This is a genomic window from Bombella saccharophila, assembly GCF_026385475.1.
Classification (GTDB): Bacteria; Pseudomonadota; Alphaproteobacteria; order Acetobacterales; family Acetobacteraceae; genus Bombella; species Bombella saccharophila.
Map to the genome: position 1 here is coordinate 319,201 of NZ_JANIDW010000002.1, position 17,023 is coordinate 336,223.

A 17,023-nucleotide genomic window follows, 5' to 3' on the forward strand; every position below is an offset into this window, starting at 1 on the left:
AACGAGGCATGGTGATGACGCAAAGACCGGTGATTCTTCAGCTTCTACCTGCTCTTGGGATTGGGGGGTTGGAACGCGGTGCGGTCGATATGGCGGAGGCGATCAGCCAAGCGGGAGGGCGTGCTCTTGTAGCAGCGGAGAGTGGGGCTTTGGTGTCGCGTTTGCGCTATGTAGGGGGCGAGCATGTGGAGATGGCTTTTCGGAAGAGTGTCTCGCTGCGATCTTTTTTCAGCCGGGTGGCGGCATTGCGTCGGCTTATCCGCCGAGAAGGGGTAAGTTTGGTCCATGCGCGCTCGCGTTATCCGGCTCTTGTCGCAGCGATAGCCTGCCGGAAAGAGAACATCCCGCTTGTGACGACATGGCATGGGGACCATCAAGCGCGTTTTTGGCTGAAAAAGTGGTATAATTCCGGCCTAGTGCGTGGGCAGCGTGTGATTGCGGTGTCGGAGCATATAGGGGAGCGTTTGCGTAAAGAATATCGCGTGGGGGAGGACCGGTTACGGGTCATCCCACGCGGGAGTGACCCGGCTATTTTCGCCCCCGAAGCGGTGCGTGGGGGACAATTGCAAGTTTTGCTGGAGCGTTGGCGTGTGGGTGAGGGAAGTCGCATTATCCTCATGCCAGGGCGGCTTACGCGTTGGAAAGGGCAGGAATGTCTTATTGAAGCCTTGGGGTATCTAGCAGCGCACCATCCAGAGCAAGAGTGGGTGTGTGTTATGGTTGGGCCGGGGGAAGAAAGACCGTATGCGCGGATGCTTCAGAAATTGGCTGAAGAACGCGGTATAGCCAGCCGTTTGCGTTTTGCGGGTGTGTGTCACGATATGGCAGCAGCGTATAAATTAGCGCATATTGTCGTGGTGCCCTCTTTAAGGCCGGAGCCGTTTGGACGCGTGCCAGTAGAAGCGCAAATGATGGGACGCTGGGTTATAGGCTCTGCCCGTGGGGGGTTGAAAGAGACTATCCATCATGGTGAGACGGGAACGCTTGTCCCTGCGGGGGATTCGCGCGCGCTTGCTATGGCCCTGCGGGAAGTGCTGGACGTGCCCCCAGAACTTATGGCAGAGCGGCAGGATGAAATACGCGCCCATGCGTTAGCGCGCTATACAAAACAACATATGCAGCAAGCCACGTTGGGTGTGTATGATGAGCTTCTATCCAGCCATTTGCAGGAGGCTTTTATACGCTTCCATCAGGAGAGGGATGTAGAGCATGAAGCCTGATAGGGCGAAAAAGATGGAGCCTGCCCCTATGACAGCGCGGCAGGAGCGTCAATTACGCGAGGCAGAGGCTTTGCGTGCCAATTTGATGCGCCGCAAGCAGCAGCAACGTGCCCGCCCTACGAGTGCCTCTAGCCGAGAGAAAGCCTAATGAATAAGCTCTCCTTACCGCTCCCATCCCGGCAAGAAATTGCATTGGGGATTATCACCATATTATGGGGGGGCACCTATTACATCATCCAGCTGGCTTTAAAGACCAGTGGGCCGATGTTCTTTATTGGGGTGCGCTTCCTCATCGCGGCGTTGTTTGTGGTTTGTTTTGTAGGGCGTAAGCGCGTCTTGCAGGGGATTCCACGCTCGGAGATTTGGCGTGGTGGGATGATCGGCCTTGTGTTGGCCTTTGGGTATATTTGTCAAACAGAAGGTTTGTTGACAATTACCAGTAGTCGCTCTGCGTTTTTGACGGCTCTTTACGTTCCCCTTGTTCCCCTTCTGCAATGGATCATCTTGCGTAAGGCTCCTAATACGAGCGGGATTATTGGTATTTTCCTCGCCTTTGTTGGGCTAGTTCTTCTCGCTGAACCGTGGAAGACGGGCTTAACAATGAGCGCCGGTGACGGTTTGACCCTATTGGGGACGTTCTCTTACGCCTTTGAGATTATCTGCGTTGGTCTTTTCGCTTTAGAGACTGATAGCCGCCGTATGGCCTTTGTGCAGCTGGTTGCTGGGGCATTACTTTCTTTTGTGCTGATGCCGGTAGTTGGGGAGCATATTCCAGCCTTCAGTTGGGGCTGGATGAGCTGTGCACTCGTAATGGGTGTGGTGAGTGCAGCCACACAACTTGTGCTTAACTGGGCGCAAAAGACAGTCTCTCCCACAAAAGCAACGATTATTTATGCGAGTGAGCCAATATGGGGTGGCCTTGTAGGGTTCTTTACAGGGGATGTTTTAACGATAACGACCCTTGTCGGGGCAGGCTTTATTGTGGCGGGGGTTTTAGCCAGTGAGGTTAAGCCACGTTGGCCGCGTTTCCGTCGCACATTGCGCGGTGGTGCAGTGCGCGATACGGCAACGGTGTTAAAGCGGCGTTATCGCCCTAGTATGTCGGATTTGACGATCCGTAATGGGTCTGACCCGCGATAGGGGATAATTTTGTCCTAGCGCAGGCAGATGATATGGTAAAAGAGGTCCGGCTGGTCGGGCTGGGATTTAAGCACGATTTGAGTGACCGTAGAGGTTATTAATCATAAGGGAGAGCGGCTATGTCAATTATGCCCGATCACTGGATACGTCGCATGGCGAAAGACCATGGTATGATAGAGCCTTTTGTTGAGGCACAGAAGCGTGAGAAGGTGATTTCCTACGGCCTGTCCTCTTATGGTTATGATGCCCGCGTGGCTGATGAGTTTCATATCTTTACAGATGTGGATAATGCCATTGTGGACCCAAAGAACTTCAGCCCGGATAGTTTTGTCACGCGCCGGGGGGATATTACAATCCCGCCTAATAGTTTTGCCCTAGCGCATACGGTGGAATATTTCCGCATCCCGCGGGATACGCTGGTTGTTTGCCTTGGTAAATCGACCTATGCGCGTTGTGGGATTATCGTCAATGTCACCCCTTTAGAGCCTGAATGGGAAGGGCAAGTGACCATTGAGATAAGCAATACAACCCCTCTGCCAGCTCGTATTTACGCTAATGAGGGTATTTGTCAGTTCTTGTTCTTTAAAGGTGATAGCCCTTGTGAGGTGAGCTATGCTGATAGGGCAGGGAAATATATGCGGCAGTCTGGTGTAACACCGCCGCGCTTATAAGCGGCATATTTTAGGTTAAGAGGCGAGGGGAACAAGGCTGATGGATTATTTCCTCATAGAGGGGGGGCGGCGTTTGGAAGGGCGCATCCCTGTTGGTGGTGCAAAGAACTCCGGCTTGAAGCTGATGGTAGCGTCCCTCCTCTCTGAAGGGCCTTTGATTCTCTCTAACGTGCCTGATATTGCCGATATCCGCACGATGCGGACCTTATTGGGCCAGCTTGGTTATGAGGTGGCGGAGGTTGATGGCCCCGGCACGCTGAGCCTTGGGGGGGCCATTCATTCTGTAGAAGCCCCTTATGATATTGTCTCTCGTATGCGGGCTTCTATCTTGGTGTTGGGGCCTCTTTTGGCCCGTATGGGCGAGGCGCGTGTCTCTTTGCCTGGTGGTTGTGCCATTGGTACGCGCCCGGTGGATTTGCACCTCAAAGGGCTAGAGGCTTTAGGGGCGGAGATTCAGTTAGAGGCAGGCTATATCCATGCGCGTGCCCCGCAGGGTTTGCAGGGGGGGCGTGTGGTATTACCGTTCCCCAGTGTGGGGGCGACCGAGAATATCATGATGGCCGCTACCCTAGCGCGTGGGACGACAGAGCTTGTTAATGCCGCGCGGGAGCCGGAGATTTTAGACCTCGCTAAGTGTTTGAACGCCATGGGGGCCCGCATTACCGGGGCACATTCTGGCACCATCACGATAGAAGGGGTGGAGCGGCTGCATGGCGCGCATTATGCGGTGATGCCAGACCGGATTGAATGTGGGACATATGCTTGTGCGGTCGGGATGACTGGGGGGGATGTCCTGCTAGAGGGTGGTCGTATGGCCGACCAAGAGGCGGTAGTCCATGCGCTACAGCAGGCTGGTGTTGAGGTTACGCAGGAGGCTGAGGGGCTGAGGGTGCGCAGCCAAGGCCGTTTGCGCGGGTTAGATTTAACGACCGAGCCTTATCCCGGCTTCCCGACAGATATGCAGGCGCAGTTCATGGCGATGCTCTCTGTAGCGGAGGGGGCCTCTATGATCACTGAGACGATTTTTGAGAATCGCTTCATGCATGTGCCAGAGCTGAATCGTATGGGGGCGAATATTACGATCCAAGGGCGTGCTGCGGTGATTCGTGGGGTGGAGCATCTTTCTGGCGCACGGGTGATGGCGACTGATTTGCGGGCCTCTTTCTCCCTCATTCTGGCAGGGTTGGTGGCAGAGGGCGAAACGGAGCTTAGCCGCGTTTATCATCTTGATCGCGGTTATGAGCATGTGGAGAAAAAGCTCTCTGCCTGTGGGGCGAAAATTAAGCGCGTGAAGGCTCCTGCAAAAGCTGGATGACGCTTGGTACATCCTCCACAACCTCATAGAGGCTTGAGGCAGTAGCATCGGCGAATCCTTGCTCCAAGGTTGTACGAAGCATAGCGATGAGCGCCTCTGCCCAGCCATGAGCGTTGAGGATGATGATGGGTCGCTGGCTTAGTCCAAGCTGGCGATTGACGAGGACCTCGGAAAACTCATCAAACGTACCAAAGCCGCCGGGCAGGACGATATAAGCATCAGCAATTTCAAAGAGCTTGGCTTTGCGTGTAGGCATGTCCTCTGTCACGTCGAGGTCCGTTACGCCTTCGTGGAGGATTTCTCGTGCTTCTAAAAAGCGGGGGATAATCCCTTTAACGCGCCCGCCTGCTTGTAATGTTGCATCAGCAACGGCCCCCATTAATCCAGCTTTGCCGCCCCCATAAACAAGGGTGATGCCTGCTTGGGCTAGGGCCGTGCCAAGGGCGCGGGCTGTGTGCATATAGGCGGGGTCATGACCAGGGCGAGAGCCACAAAAGACAGAGCAGAATTGAATGGCCATAAAAGATGTGTCTCCTTCGCATAAAAAATGCCGGGTGCAAGAACCCGGCATTTAGCATGGGATAAATCCCATAAAGGCGTAGCGGTGAGACTACGCCTTTGCTGTAAGGCTCTGCCTTATTGGGTATTTTTAGGAATACCACACCCGGGGATACGGGAGAAAGCAGCACTAAAGGCGATACCGCTAACGCAGAGCACGCCAGCTACAGCAAACATGACGCCCCAGCCCATATGGTCGCGCAAACCACCCATGAACCAGCTGGAAACCACAATGGTGATGTCCGTGAAGATGGAGTAAGCAGCGATGAGAATCCCATGGAACTCCGGCCCATCGGTCTTGACGGCCATTGTACCCATAGCAGGGAAGAGGAGGGAGAAGCCAGCACCGGTTAGGGCAGCACCGATCAACCCGCCTGTATTGTTATGGACCAAGCAGAACACGGCCATAGCGATAGCTTCTGTCACGAGGGACATATAGGCAATCGGCACACCGCCATGCTTGTCGATTTGGCCAGAGACGAAAATCCGCATGAAGATAAAGCATGCTGCGAACACGCCGAAGGCAATGCCAAGGCCTGTCCAGTGATTCTCTGTATAGTACAGGGCGAGGAAGCTGTTCACCGTCCCGAAGCCGACAGATCCAGCAGCTAGAGCGGCACCATAAGGCAGCACCTTCTTCACTGCGAGGCCGAAGGACATAGGCTTACCCTTGCTGGGCAGGGGTTTAATGGCCTTATAGAAGGTCAAGATGATGAACCCGCAAATGCCCAATGCTGCGGCAAAGATACCAACAGGCAGAAGCTTGATGGTTGGCAGCAAGCCGCTGAGCCATTGCCCAACAGTCACACCAACAGCGATACCACCGTAGGAGGTCACACCATTCCAAGAAATAGCAACGGAGGAATGAGCCGGTCCAACGCGGCGGAGGTTCCATGTTGTTACAGAGGTAGATGTGCAGCTCTCTGACCAACCGATGAAAAGACGGCTGACAAGAGCAACAGCCAACGCTACATAGCGGGCTGTGTCATTCATACCCATCAAATGGGATGTAGGAATGAGCGCAGCAAGGCACATCAACAAACCGGAGATGGTGCAGAGAATCAAACCCCATCTTAAGACCGCTTTCGGGCCAAAGACGTCAATACGGTGGCCAACAATCACACGGCCCATTGCCGTGCCGATATATTGTAGGGAGATGGTACTCGCTGCAATAGCCGTACTAAAACCCAGCGTATTATGGACGAACTGAGCACCAATAATAGCGTTGGGCAGCCCGATGACGAAATATACGAGGAGGTTAAAGAAAACAACGGGCATCACACGCATAGTCGGTGAGCACGTGTAGGTTGCGTCTTCGTCAGACATGAACATCCCCTTTGCAGTTTTTGCAGCCATGCCCACCTATAGCTGACATAGGCATAACTTTGCTTAGGTCTCGACCATAGGTGAGAAAACCTTTTCCGTCACGGGGCAAAGTTTGCTTTGCTGATATAGTTATGAATGGCTGCCATGCAGCAATCAGGTGGGTTGTTTTATAAAGAGTTTCTTTAGGTTATCCATTTCATAGCTTGCAGGAAGGAGCATGGATGATGACTGATGATGCGTTAAGAAAAGCCCGTGAGGATGCAGGATACCGTATCCTTTCCTCAGAGATGGTTTATAAAAATCCGTGGACGGCCGTACGGGAGGATAAAATCATCCATCCCGGTGGGAAGGAAGGTCTTTACGGTATTGTAGAGCGTGGGCCTTTTGCGGTGATCATGCCTGTGCATGCGGATGGGCGGGTCACTCTTGTACAGCAATTCCGTTATCCTGTAGGCAAGCGGCTTTGGGAATTCCCGATGGGGATGTGGGAGACACGGCCCGATGCGGAGGCAGAGGCCCTCGCTTTAGGGGAATTGCGGGAGGAGACGGGCCTGCGTGCGGGGGAGTTGATTCATGCTGGCACGCTCTATCAAGGGGCGGGTTATTCTACGCAAGAGGGGCATGTTTTCTTAGCGCGTAATCTCATTCGGGGTGAGGCAGAGCGGGAAGCAAGCGAGGCTGATATGGTCGTACGTGATGTAAGCTTTGCGGAGTTTGAGCGTATGATTGTTGAGGGCGAGATTACGTGTATGGTTACCTTAGCAGCTTTTGCTCAGATTCGCGCACGAGGCTTAATCTGATAGGCCAACGCTATATACCGCAGGAACATGAGGGGCAGCGTCCTTCCCGTAGAAGGTCTCTCATGCCGGTGATGGGTTTTGCCCTCTTTTTATTAGTTGGGCCATTGCTGTTATGGCATGTGCCTTTCATTCAACGAGGTGTGTGCGTCTTGCAGAGTTGGGCGGGGCGGCCCTATGCGGTAGCGTGGCTTTTACCGGCGACAATAGCGTATTGTGCGTTGGGTTTCCCCCGTCAGGTGCTTTGTTTTGTTCTTGGGGCGAGTCTTGGTGTTAAGCTCGGCTTGGTAGAGGCGAGCCTCGCTTATGGGGGCGGGGCGTTTTTGGGCTATAGCGGGGGCTGGCTTTGGCAGCGATGGCACCCTGTAAACAAAGCCGCTATGCCGTGGTTTATTAAAGCGGGGGTGGCAGCTCCTTTTCGTGCGGTATTATGCGCACGTCTATTGCCAGTGGGGTCGGCTTTGCTGGTCTCGGTCTCATCAGGGATGATGAGGCTTGCTGTTGGGCGGTTTGTGCTAGCGACAATGCTTGGTGGGGTGTCACAAAATCTTGTTTTTCTCCTCGCTGGGCGTGGTGTAGAAATAGGACACGGGGGGGCCTTGATTATGGCGATAATCTTGGCACTATCCTCTGCTGGATTAGCAGGCTGGGTGTTACGCGGCTTCCATCAGGATAGACAGAAGGCAGAATAACGCATTATGGCGATGTCACAACGCAGTGTTTTCGAGCAAGCCGTGCTTACAAAGCCCTTGGTAAGAGGTGGGCATTTGCCCATGTGGGTGCCTTTAATATTAGGGACACTCACCGCTGTAGGCCCTGTCTCGACTGATATTTATTTGCCCGCTTTGCCAGAGATGGAGCGTCAGTTAGGCTCTGCTGCTGGGACGGGGAGCTTGACCATGGCTGCCTGGGTGGCGGGCTTAGCGATTGGGCAGATTCTCGTAGGGCCGATAACAGACCGTTTTGGCCGGCGTCGTCCGCTTTTAGTGGGGACGTTATTTTATGCCATAGCCGCTGCGGGTTGCGCACTTGCAACCTCTATGCCGATGTTGTGCTTCTTTCGTGCTTTTGCGGCCTTGATGGGGGCGGCAAGCCTCGTGGTGCCCAATGCTTGTGTGCGCGACCTGACCATTGGTGATGCCACGGCGAAGTTGATGTCTCGGTTGATTCTCATCCAAGGTGTGGTGCCGATTTTGGCCCCCGCTCTTGGTGGCTTTGCGCTGCAATTTATTAGTTGGCGCGATATTTTCTGGGCGACATCATTATATGGGGTTGTGGGGTTAGTGATTGTTTTTCTCTTTCTGCCAGAAACATTGGCCGGGGAGGACCGTCACCCTATCAGGTTATGGCCTGTTATTGTCCGCTACGGGCAAACCTTGCAGGATAGGAATTATCGCTTCAATGCTCTGATTTGGATGATACAGGGCTTTGTTATCTTCACGTATCTTACTGCCGCCCCTTTCTTATTTGAGAGCGTGTATGCCTTCACACCCTTCCAATATGGGATGCTCTTTGGGGTGATGGCATTATGTATGATTGCCTCATCGCAGATTAATGCGTGGTTGTTGAATTATTATCATAGCCGGACCCTGTTAAAAGCTGGCTTGACCATCAGCATGATAGGGTCGGTGATTTTGTTAGCGATTGCTGTGTGGTCTGCGATAGATGTGGACGCAGCGGGGCATCTTAAACATCTTTATTTATGGCCATTATTTGGGGCGATGGTGTGTGCTTTAGGCTCCGGCGGTTGCATCGGGCCGAATGCTATGGCCGGGGCTTTATTGACGCAGGGCCGTAATGCGGGTGTTGCCACAGCTTTGGCTGGGACAGGGCAATATCTCTTTGGGATTGCAGCGAGTGTGATGGTCTCTTGGTTGCCTGTAGGTACGGCTATTCCCATGGGGATTATGCTGTTTGTGGCTTATATCTTCATGCTGTTATCAGCTCGTTTTGCTCCTTAATGGGATGGGGCGGCATATGCCCCTTCCCCCTCGCTAAGAGAAGGGCCTATAAGGGGCCTTTGTTTATTCTGACCCTATTTATGAGGGAAGTGCGCTCATGCCCTTTAAAGACCCTGCCCCATTGGAGCTGAAACGCTATATCCGCGAGGTTCCAGATTTTCCTAAGCCGGGGATTCTTTTCTACGATATTTCGACCTTGATTCGGAATCCAGAAGCATGGCAGGTGGCGACAGGGCGGCTAGCGCAGGTTGTCTCTCGCTTTCAGCCGGACCTTTTGGCAGGGATTGAGAGCCGTGGCTTCCTTACCGCTGCCCCGCTCGCAACGCGGCTTGGATGTGGCTTTACGATGCTGCGCAAACCGGGCAAGCTACCGGGTAAGACAATCTCTCATAAATATAGCCTCGAATATGGCGAGGATGAGCTGCATATTCAGGCTGATGCGGTCACACCCGGTCAACGTGTTGTCGTGTTAGATGACCTCCTTGCAACAGGTGGAACACTTGCTGCCTCGATCGACCTTTTACGCAAGGCCGGGGCGGAGGTTGTGGGGGCATCAGTCATGATAGAGCTTTTAGCTCTTGGGGGGCGTAAGAAGATTGACGTGCCGGTGACGTCCCTGCTGACCTACGAGGATTAAGCGTTATCTCCCGTATGCAGCGTGGTGTGATGTCAGAGCCTTTACCGGTAACAGAGATTTTGCCCGCGCTGCATGAGGCCTTGCTCGCGGGGCCGAATCTCGTTCTCGTAGCTCCACCGGGTGCGGGTAAGACGACAACCGTCCCTCCCTTTTTGTTAGAGCGTGCTCCGGCATGGTTGGGGGCGGGGCGTATTTTGTTGGTCGAGCCACGGCGTGTAGCGGTGCGGGCTGCGGCGCAGCGTATGGCCGCTTTGCGAGGGGAAGCCCCCGGTGGGGTGATTGGGTATCGTACCCGGCTGGAGAGTGCGGTTTCTACCCAAACGCGTATTGAGGTTGTAACAGAAGGGCTATTGGTCCGCCGCCTTGTGGCAGACCCGCTTTTGGAGGGCGTGGCTGCTGTTATTTTCGATGAGGTGCATGAGCGTTCCCTCGATGGAGATACGGCTTTAGGATTCTGCCGTGATGTGCAGCAGAACTTTCGGCCGGATTTACGCCTCATAGCGATGTCTGCCACCTTAGAGGCTAGCCTTTTTACAACCGCTTTGCAGGCTCCATTGCTTGAGAGTGATGGGCGGCACTACCCTGTAGAAATTCGCCATAGGCGGGATATAGGCCATCTGCGGGATTTACCAGAGGCATGCGCGCACGCCGTGGCGCAAGCATGGCAGGAGGAAGAAGGCTCTATTCTAGCTTTCTTACCCGGTATAGGGGAGATACGCCGCACAGAGGCTTTTTTGCAGCGTCTTTTGGGCGAGCAAGCTCCACTTTATCCCCTGTATGGGGAACAATCGGTTGAGGACCAAGCCCGTGCGTTAGATCCCACCTCAGGACGGCGGATTGTATTGGCGACCTCCATTGCAGAAACTTCTGTTACCGTACCGGGGGTGCGTGTGGTGGTAGATGGTGGGTGGCGGCGTTTGCCACAGCGTGATGCCAGTACGGGCTTACCGCGGTTGCACACACGCCGCATCTCCCGCGCTACGGCGGAGCAACGGGCAGGGCGCGCAGGGCGGCAAGCCCCCGGTGTGGCTATTCGTTTATGGTCGGAGATGACACAGCGCAGTTTGATTGTGCAGGACATCCCCGCCATTTTAGAGGCTGATTTATGTGATTTTGCCCTCCTGACAGCGGCATGGCAGCAAGCGATGGGGACAGAGCCAAAGGCTCTACCTTTGCTCGATCCTGCCCCTGCTGGTGGCCTTGCAGCGGCACAAGCATTGCTACATGAGTTAGGGGCGTTGGATAAAGAGGGAGTGTTAACCCCTCTTGGGCAGAGGATGATTAATTTTGGCACGCATCCTCGTTTAGCTGCCTTGCTGTGCGCTGCGCGTACGGTGGAGGAGCAAGCAGTAGCAGCGTGTTTAGCCGCCTTGTTGGAGGAGCGTGACCCCTTGAGAGGGCGCGAGGGTATGGGGGAGGCCCTCTCGGCAGATATTCGGCTGCGTTTGAGGCTCTTTACCCATGATGATGGGCGTGTGCCGCGCCCTGTGATGCGTAGGCTCCAACAAGCGGCGGAGCGTTTTTGGCAGCGTGGTGGGCAAAAGGGTGGCCGTCGCCAATTAGCAGAATATGTGACGGCAGGTATGCAGGGCTATGGCGTGGGGCGTTTGATCGCGGCGGGTTTCCCTGATCGTCTCGCACAGCGGACCCATGCGGAAGGACGTTATCGCCTTGCAGGGGGTGGGAGTGCGCGGCTCAATGCGGCGGACCCTTTAGTGAAGGAGGAGCTTTTAGCGGGGGCGGCCTTTCATAGTGGTAAGGGTACGAGCATGACCCTTGCTGCCCCCGTGACAATGGATGAGCTGCCTGATTCCGTTAAAGCCTGTATGCAGGAGCAGCGGGAGCCTGCTCTTGATGGTACTTCGGGCAAGGTAATTGTACGTCAGAGAGTACGGTTGGGGGCTCTTATCCTAAGGGATAAAAATGTACCCCCATTGCCAGAGGATATTACCACGGCCTTGCTTGCCAAAGTGCAGGCAGACCTTCCTCGTTATGTGGAATGGTCCGATACAGCGCGGCAGATGCAAGCGCGCGTCGCCCTTGCGCGGACGCATTACGCGCCTCATTTGCCGGATATAAGCGATGATGCGTTAATGCAGTCTATGGAATGGCTGGAGCCGTGGCTTGCGGGGATGGACCGCCTCGCTCAGCTTAAAGAGTTGGATATGACGGCTATTCTGACGAGCTTATTATCTTATGAGGACCAACAAGAGCTTGCGCGCCAGCTTCCTACTCATGTGGCATTAAAGGGGGGACATAGGCGGATTGATTATACAACGGTCATCCCCTCTCTTGCAGCGCGTGCGCAGGATTTTTACGGGATAATGTCGCTGCCAAAATTGGCAGGTGGTAAGGTGCCCTTACAAGCGACCTTGCTCTCCCCGGCAGGGCGTCCGCAGGCTGTTACAGCGGATTTAGCGCAGTTTTGGAAGGCGGGTTGGTTGGATATGCGGCGGGATATGCGTGGGCGGTATCCTAAACATCATTGGCCAGAAAACCCCGCTGATGAGACGTCCTAAGAGGCGGTATAAAGGGGCTGCCTGTAGGATTGTGTGAGGGAGTGTGATAGGGGGTATAGGGAGTCGTTTGGCCGCGTTATGGCTGTTATGGAAGGGAATGAGGTATTCATGCAGCCGGTAATAAGGCATGTGGTCTGGTCTGTTTTAGTCCCAGCGGCTGTTGGGAGTGTGGCGGCGATGGGCATATGCCTATGGTGGGTCCCTGGTGGGGAGAAGGTCCCTACACCCATCCGTAATACGCGGTTTTATCAAGCTGTGCATCACCCCCCTGTGCCGGTATCGTCCCCTTTGGTGTTGCCTTCAGCAGCTGTGCCGGCGTCGTCTCCTACGGCAGGGGGCACTCAGCGTGACCCTGTAGCTGTGCGGGAAGCCTTGAGTTTGCCTAGTTTTGCCCCGTTGGTGCACCAGGTGATTCCGGCTGTTGTGAATATTTCTATCTCTCATGGGCCGGTGAATGACGATGAGGACGGGGCTGCCTCAACCTCTCCTCAAAAAACACCAGCGCGCAAAATGGCACCCATCCCTGCCCCTCATCGGCGGCATCGGGGACAGAAACATCATGTCGTTCGGCCTGCTGATGATGATTTAACTGGCGCAGGGTCCGGCTTTGTCGTGGATGCTTCGGGCATTATCGTGACGAACCGGCATGTGATAGGCCATGCCTCGCGGATTATGGTTTCGCTCTCTGATGGGCGGTCGCTTAAAGCGCGGAGTTTGGGGGAGGACCCCATGACTGATATCGCCGTTATCAAGGTCGATAGCCCGACCCCGCTCCCCTCTGTGACATGGGGGGATAGCCGGCAGGTAGAGATTGGCGATTGGATTTTGGTTGCTGGGAATCCTTTTGGTTTTGGCTCCTCCGTTACGGCGGGGATTGTCTCTGCTGTAGGGCGGGATTTAGGCAGTGGTGCGCTGGATGACTTCATGCAGCTTGATGCCCCTATTAACCCCGGTAATTCCGGCGGACCAGCCTTTAACCTTCAAGGGCAGGTTGTGGCGATGAATGCCGCGATCGCCTCGCCCAGTGATGGCTCGGTGGGGATTGGCTTTGGCATCCCCTCAGAGATTGTAGCCCCGGTTGTGGAATCGATTCGTAAGACTGGTCATGTGGAGCATGGCTGGCTTGGGGTCACATTGAATGACGCAAGTGCGCCTATGTGGGTGGAGGATGTGGACCCACACGGGGCGGCTTGGCAGGGCGGTTTGCGGAAAAAAGACGCCATCCTCGCTATTGGTGATGTGCCTGTGCATGATGCACGGACAGTATTACGCAGTGTCGCAGCGGCACATCCGGGAACCGTCTTTAACTTTACCATCCGCCGGGAGGGGAAAGAGATGACCCTCCCTGTAACGCTCGGTAAACGCCCTATAGCGGATTTTTAAACGGGGGCGCGTCTATATGGCCCCCTTTCTTCTTAGGGAGTAGGAGGGGTGTTCTTCTCCAGCTTATCAGCCAATAGGGCTTGAGCATGGATGGTAACACGGATTGTTTGTACCTCTGCCGTGCTGCTAGGGGGTGTAGCGGCACTGCGCATCTCGGCCATCATGAGCATGGGGGGGCGAGGCTCAAGCGGATTTATGGGGCCTTGCCCCCCAATATGGACGCGCTCTAGCCGGATTAAGGAGAGACCAAGGGCAGCGGCATCCTCCTCTGCCTGTTGGCGGAGTTTTTTAAGCGCACCAAGGCGGGCTTGTTGCTCTAGCGTTTCACGCAGTTGGGGGTTGAGGGTCCATTGCATGCTCTCAATGCTCAGACCAAGCTGTTGGAGCTTCTCCGTCATAGCGAGGAGCTGCTCGCGGTCTTGGCTGCTTAATGTCAGGCTTTGTTGGGCAACCCAGCTATGTTTGTTATGGGGGCCGTATTCCTCCCCAACCATATAATTATCGGCCGTGCTTTTAATAGCGGATTGAGCATTAAGGAGCTTCATCGCCGCATTAACGCGTTGATTGAGCTGCTGCTGCGCACTGCTGGGGGTGGCATTTTCGGCCTTAGCAGAGAGATGAATAATGAGCGTATCGGCCGTTGCTTGTGCTTCATCAGAGACAGTGAAGCTTAGTTCCGTACCGCGAGGATGAGGCATAGGCGGCGGTGGCGGTGCTTGGTGAGGGGGGAGTAGGGCCTCCCCCTCAGGCGCGGCGGAAGCAACGGAGAGGGGGGTTACCAACAAAGACCCTGCGGCGAATGTCGCTAGACTCAACGCGGTAAGGGGGTGACGTAGGCTCATTGACGAGGTCCTTCTTCCTGATTTTTGAGGAGAACAAGCGCGCGCCGCAAACGGCCTATCCCTGCGCGAATGTGATTTTGTTGGCAGAGTTCCCGGCCTTCTTCTAACAAATGTTGGGCATCATCCATGGCGCCAACAGGGACATTATGGGGGGTGCGTATTTTCTCAGCCAGATGCTCACTGAGTTGGGCGCAATAAGCTGGACTATCACTAGTAATGACAAGGTCTTGAGGGGGTGGAGATGAGTCTCCATCCGATAAGAGTGAGGCTCTCGCAATGTTCGGCCGCATTGTTAGCGGGATGACAAGAATTAGAGCCGTGAGTGAGCAAATGGTGCGCATGGGTACAACGGTATCATAGAAACTACACTTTTAAGATGAGTAAGGTATGAAACTTTCGTAAGGCATAGCGGGGTATTCATGCATGGGACGCTGTTGTTGTGGTGTGGTCCGCGTCTTGTTGTAGAAGCGGGAGGAAGAGTGTGACCTTCAACCCCGGATTCGTGCGTGTGAGGATAAGGCGGCCATGATGAAGGCTCGTTACCGCTTGGACGAGGGAGAGCCCAAGGCCAGAGCCAGGCGTATGGCGGGCACTTTCGGCACGGAAGAAGCGTTCATGCGCACGGAGAATATCAGCTTCATTCATCCCCGGCCCTTGGTCTTGCACACTAATTTCTATCCCAGTGGGGGTGGTGTGCGCTGTATGACCACGCGGTGTAATGGCTGTAACGGGGCGGGCTGTGAGGGAGAGTAGGCTACGAGGGGGGGAAAACTTAATCGCGTTATCTAACAGATTCGCCAAAGCCTGTTGGAGCATACGCTCATCCCCATAAAGAGGGGGCAGTGGGCTGATATCCATATGGAGGCTTAACCCTGCATCTTCAGCAGAGGCTTCATATAATTCCGCCATATTAGTGAGGAGTTGGTTAAGGTCCACCATAGTAAAGGCGGAGCGACGGGCCCCGGCCTCAATTTGGGCAATGCGGAGGAGGGCTTCAAAGATACCGGTAATATGGTCGAGGTCTTCAATCGCTTTGTCCGCCGCTAGGCGTAGCTCATCAGGTGAGGAGGCAGAAAAGAGCGCTTCTTCAAGTTGGTTACGGGCGCGGGTGATGGGGGTGCGGAGGTCATGAGCAATGGCGTTGGAGACTTGGCGGACCCCTTCCATCAACCGGTTGATTCGGTCCAGCATGGTGTTGACCGTCTCAGCAACAAGGTCCGTCTCGCTGCCTGTGAGGGCGATGCGGTGGTTAAGGTCCCCACTTGCCACAGCAGAGGCCGTGCGAGCGATGGAGCCAACAATACGGCGGAAGAGATTACGCACCACTAAAGCCCCGCCAATAGCGAGGAGGGCAATCATCACAGCACACCAAATGAGGGTACGGGTGATGACCGTACTGAGGAGGGCGCGGCCCCTGATGTCATGCCCGACAATGAGCTTAAAGCCGTGGGTGAGGTGGTAGGCTTTAAATTGCGCGGGGGTGGAGAAGGTATAACGGCGGATGGTAAGCTCGTAAAAATGATCCATCTTTGTGATGGCAACGGGCCAGCCAGGTAGATTGCCCGCTAAACGTCGCCCGCGGCGGTCGACGAGCAAATAGAGGGCATCATCATCAATATTTTGTTCCAAGCGGTCTGTAATGGCGCTGCTGAGGGCAGGGGGGCCGCCATAGTGCCATCGCTGTGTGAGCTCCTGCGCATCGGTCTCTATAAAGGCACGGACATGCTGGGTGAGGAGGTTGGTACTACTCCACCAGATGAAGGATAAGAAAAGCGTGGCTGAGATAAGAAATAACACGCCATAGCCGAGGGCGAAGTTAATCCCAGCGGAGCGGATAGGCCAATGCCATCGCCCCACTTTGGTGGCATCACCCCGCCGCCATTGGAGCCAACGGCGCGGGGCTTTCTTATCCTTCTTCATAAAGTAGCTAACCTCTTATCCGCGCTAACTTTGTGTCGGGCGGAGGATATAGCCTGCATTGCGGACTGTATGAATGATGGCAGTCTCAAAAGGTTTATCAACCTTCTGCCGGAGACGGGAGACATGGACATCAATCACATTGGTCTGCGGGTCAAAATGATAATCCCAAACTTTCTCCAGCAGCATGGTGCGGGTTACAACCTGTCCTGCATGGCGGACAAGGAACTCTAGGAGGCGGAACTCACGCGGTTGGAGGTCGATCTTCTGGCCTCCACGCCGTACCTCGCGGGAGAGGAGGTCTAATGTGAGGTCACCTACAGTGAGGGTTGTCTCTGGGGCGGTTTCATTATGCCCACGGCGGCCGAGGGCCTCCACACGGGCGAGAAGCTCGGAGAAGGCAAAAGGTTTTGTGACGTAATCATCCCCACCGGCACGCAACCCATCGACCCGGTCATCCACATCAGAGAGGGCAGAGAGCAATAGCACAGGGGTATTGTTCTTCTGGCTGCGGAGGGTCTCAAGAATATGCAAGCCATCGACTCCACCGGGGAGCATCCGGTCTAAGATGATAATATCGTATTTTTCTCCAACAGCGAGATAGAGCCCATCTTTGCCATTATCGGCATGGTCTACATCATGCCCAGCTTCTTTAAGACCTTTAAGGACAAAGGAGCGAACGGTGGGATCATCCTCAACCAGTAAGATATGCATTGGTCCTGCCTGTTTCGTCTAGT

General features: G+C 54.7%; 17 protein-coding genes. 11 read left to right on the plus strand and 6 right to left on the minus strand.

The window, feature by feature from the left end:
* Positions 1–14 precede the first annotated feature (14 nt).
* The 5 genes from NQF64_RS05715 to murA all read left to right on the plus strand — a co-directional run bounded on the left by NQF64_RS05715 (position 15) and on the right by murA (position 4,346).
* On the plus strand, positions 15–1,220 hold the full coding sequence (locus NQF64_RS05715) for a glycosyltransferase family 4 protein (protein ID WP_266106769.1): 1,206 nt from the start codon (positions 15–17) through the stop codon (positions 1,218–1,220).
* The gene (locus tag NQF64_RS05720) at positions 1,210–1,368 is read left to right on the plus strand and encodes a hypothetical protein (protein WP_180794193.1); all 159 of its coding nucleotides are present in this window, start codon (positions 1,210–1,212) and stop codon (positions 1,366–1,368) included. The genes NQF64_RS05715 and NQF64_RS05720 overlap by 11 nt, the downstream gene beginning before the upstream one ends.
* Positions 1,368–2,360 (plus strand): DMT family transporter, encoded by a 993-nt coding sequence (locus NQF64_RS05725; RefSeq protein WP_266106770.1) that lies wholly within the window; start codon positions 1,368–1,370, stop codon positions 2,358–2,360. The genes NQF64_RS05720 and NQF64_RS05725 overlap by 1 nt, the downstream gene beginning before the upstream one ends.
* A gap of 119 nt (positions 2,361–2,479) precedes the next feature.
* The gene (gene dcd, locus NQF64_RS05730) at positions 2,480–3,031 is read left to right on the plus strand and encodes a dCTP deaminase (protein ID WP_266106771.1); all 552 of its coding nucleotides are present in this window, start codon (positions 2,480–2,482) and stop codon (positions 3,029–3,031) included.
* A gap of 40 nt (positions 3,032–3,071) precedes the next feature.
* The gene (gene murA, locus NQF64_RS05735) at positions 3,072–4,346 is read left to right on the plus strand and encodes a UDP-N-acetylglucosamine 1-carboxyvinyltransferase (protein ID WP_155578966.1); all 1,275 of its coding nucleotides are present in this window, start codon (positions 3,072–3,074) and stop codon (positions 4,344–4,346) included.
* Here murA and NQF64_RS05740 read toward each other — a convergent pair.
* Together NQF64_RS05740 and NQF64_RS05745 are read right to left on the minus strand one after the other, a co-directional pair.
* On the minus strand, positions 4,312–4,866 hold the full coding sequence (locus NQF64_RS05740) for an LOG family protein (protein ID WP_266106772.1): 555 nt from the start codon (positions 4,864–4,866) through the stop codon (positions 4,312–4,314). The genes murA and NQF64_RS05740 overlap by 35 nt on opposite strands.
* 116 nt (positions 4,867–4,982) lie before the next feature.
* Positions 4,983–6,230 carry an MFS transporter gene (locus NQF64_RS05745; protein ID WP_266106773.1) on the minus strand — a complete coding sequence of 416 codons (1,248 nt, stop codon included), beginning with the start codon at positions 6,228–6,230 and terminating at the stop codon, positions 4,983–4,985.
* Between the two features lie 224 nt (positions 6,231–6,454).
* Between NQF64_RS05745 and NQF64_RS05750 the strand changes: the two genes are divergently transcribed.
* From NQF64_RS05750 to NQF64_RS05775, 6 genes are all read left to right on the plus strand, one after another.
* Positions 6,455–7,030, plus strand: coding sequence for an NUDIX domain-containing protein (locus NQF64_RS05750; RefSeq protein WP_099026681.1), 576 nt, complete (start codon positions 6,455–6,457; stop codon positions 7,028–7,030).
* A 62-nt stretch (positions 7,031–7,092) separates the two neighbouring features.
* Positions 7,093–7,719 (plus strand): TVP38/TMEM64 family protein, encoded by a 627-nt coding sequence (locus tag NQF64_RS05755; protein WP_099026427.1) that lies wholly within the window; start codon positions 7,093–7,095, stop codon positions 7,717–7,719.
* 6 nt (positions 7,720–7,725) lie between these two features.
* Positions 7,726–8,988, plus strand: a complete 1,263-nt coding sequence (locus tag NQF64_RS05760) for a multidrug effflux MFS transporter (RefSeq protein ID WP_266106774.1) — start codon at positions 7,726–7,728, stop codon at positions 8,986–8,988.
* A 97-nt stretch (positions 8,989–9,085) separates the two neighbouring features.
* Positions 9,086–9,625, plus strand: a complete 540-nt coding sequence (locus tag NQF64_RS05765; protein ID WP_266106775.1) for an adenine phosphoribosyltransferase — start codon at positions 9,086–9,088, stop codon at positions 9,623–9,625.
* A gap of 29 nt (positions 9,626–9,654) precedes the next feature.
* A complete protein-coding gene (gene hrpB / locus NQF64_RS05770) occupies positions 9,655–12,144 on the plus strand; it encodes an ATP-dependent helicase HrpB (RefSeq protein ID WP_266106776.1) in 2,490 nt (829 codons plus the stop codon).
* Between the two features lie 129 nt (positions 12,145–12,273).
* Positions 12,274–13,527, plus strand: a complete 1,254-nt coding sequence (locus NQF64_RS05775) for a S1C family serine protease (protein WP_266106777.1) — start codon at positions 12,274–12,276, stop codon at positions 13,525–13,527.
* A gap of 32 nt (positions 13,528–13,559) precedes the next feature.
* Here the strand turns inward: NQF64_RS05775 and NQF64_RS05780 are convergent, their stop codons facing one another.
* From NQF64_RS05780 to NQF64_RS05795, 4 genes are all read right to left on the minus strand, one after another.
* Positions 13,560–14,369, minus strand: coding sequence for an SIMPL domain-containing protein (locus tag NQF64_RS05780; protein ID WP_266106778.1), 810 nt, complete (start codon positions 14,367–14,369; stop codon positions 13,560–13,562).
* Positions 14,366–14,710, minus strand: a complete 345-nt coding sequence (locus NQF64_RS05785; protein ID WP_099026423.1) for a hypothetical protein — start codon at positions 14,708–14,710, stop codon at positions 14,366–14,368. The genes NQF64_RS05780 and NQF64_RS05785 overlap by 4 nt, the downstream gene beginning before the upstream one ends.
* A 76-nt stretch (positions 14,711–14,786) precedes the next feature.
* Positions 14,787–16,289, minus strand: a complete 1,503-nt coding sequence (locus tag NQF64_RS05790) for a sensor histidine kinase (protein WP_266106779.1) — start codon at positions 16,287–16,289, stop codon at positions 14,787–14,789.
* Positions 16,290–16,313: 24 nt separating this feature from the next.
* On the minus strand, positions 16,314–17,000 hold the full coding sequence (locus NQF64_RS05795; RefSeq protein WP_266106780.1) for a response regulator transcription factor: 687 nt from the start codon (positions 16,998–17,000) through the stop codon (positions 16,314–16,316).
* Between the last annotated feature and the right edge of the window lie 23 nt (positions 17,001–17,023).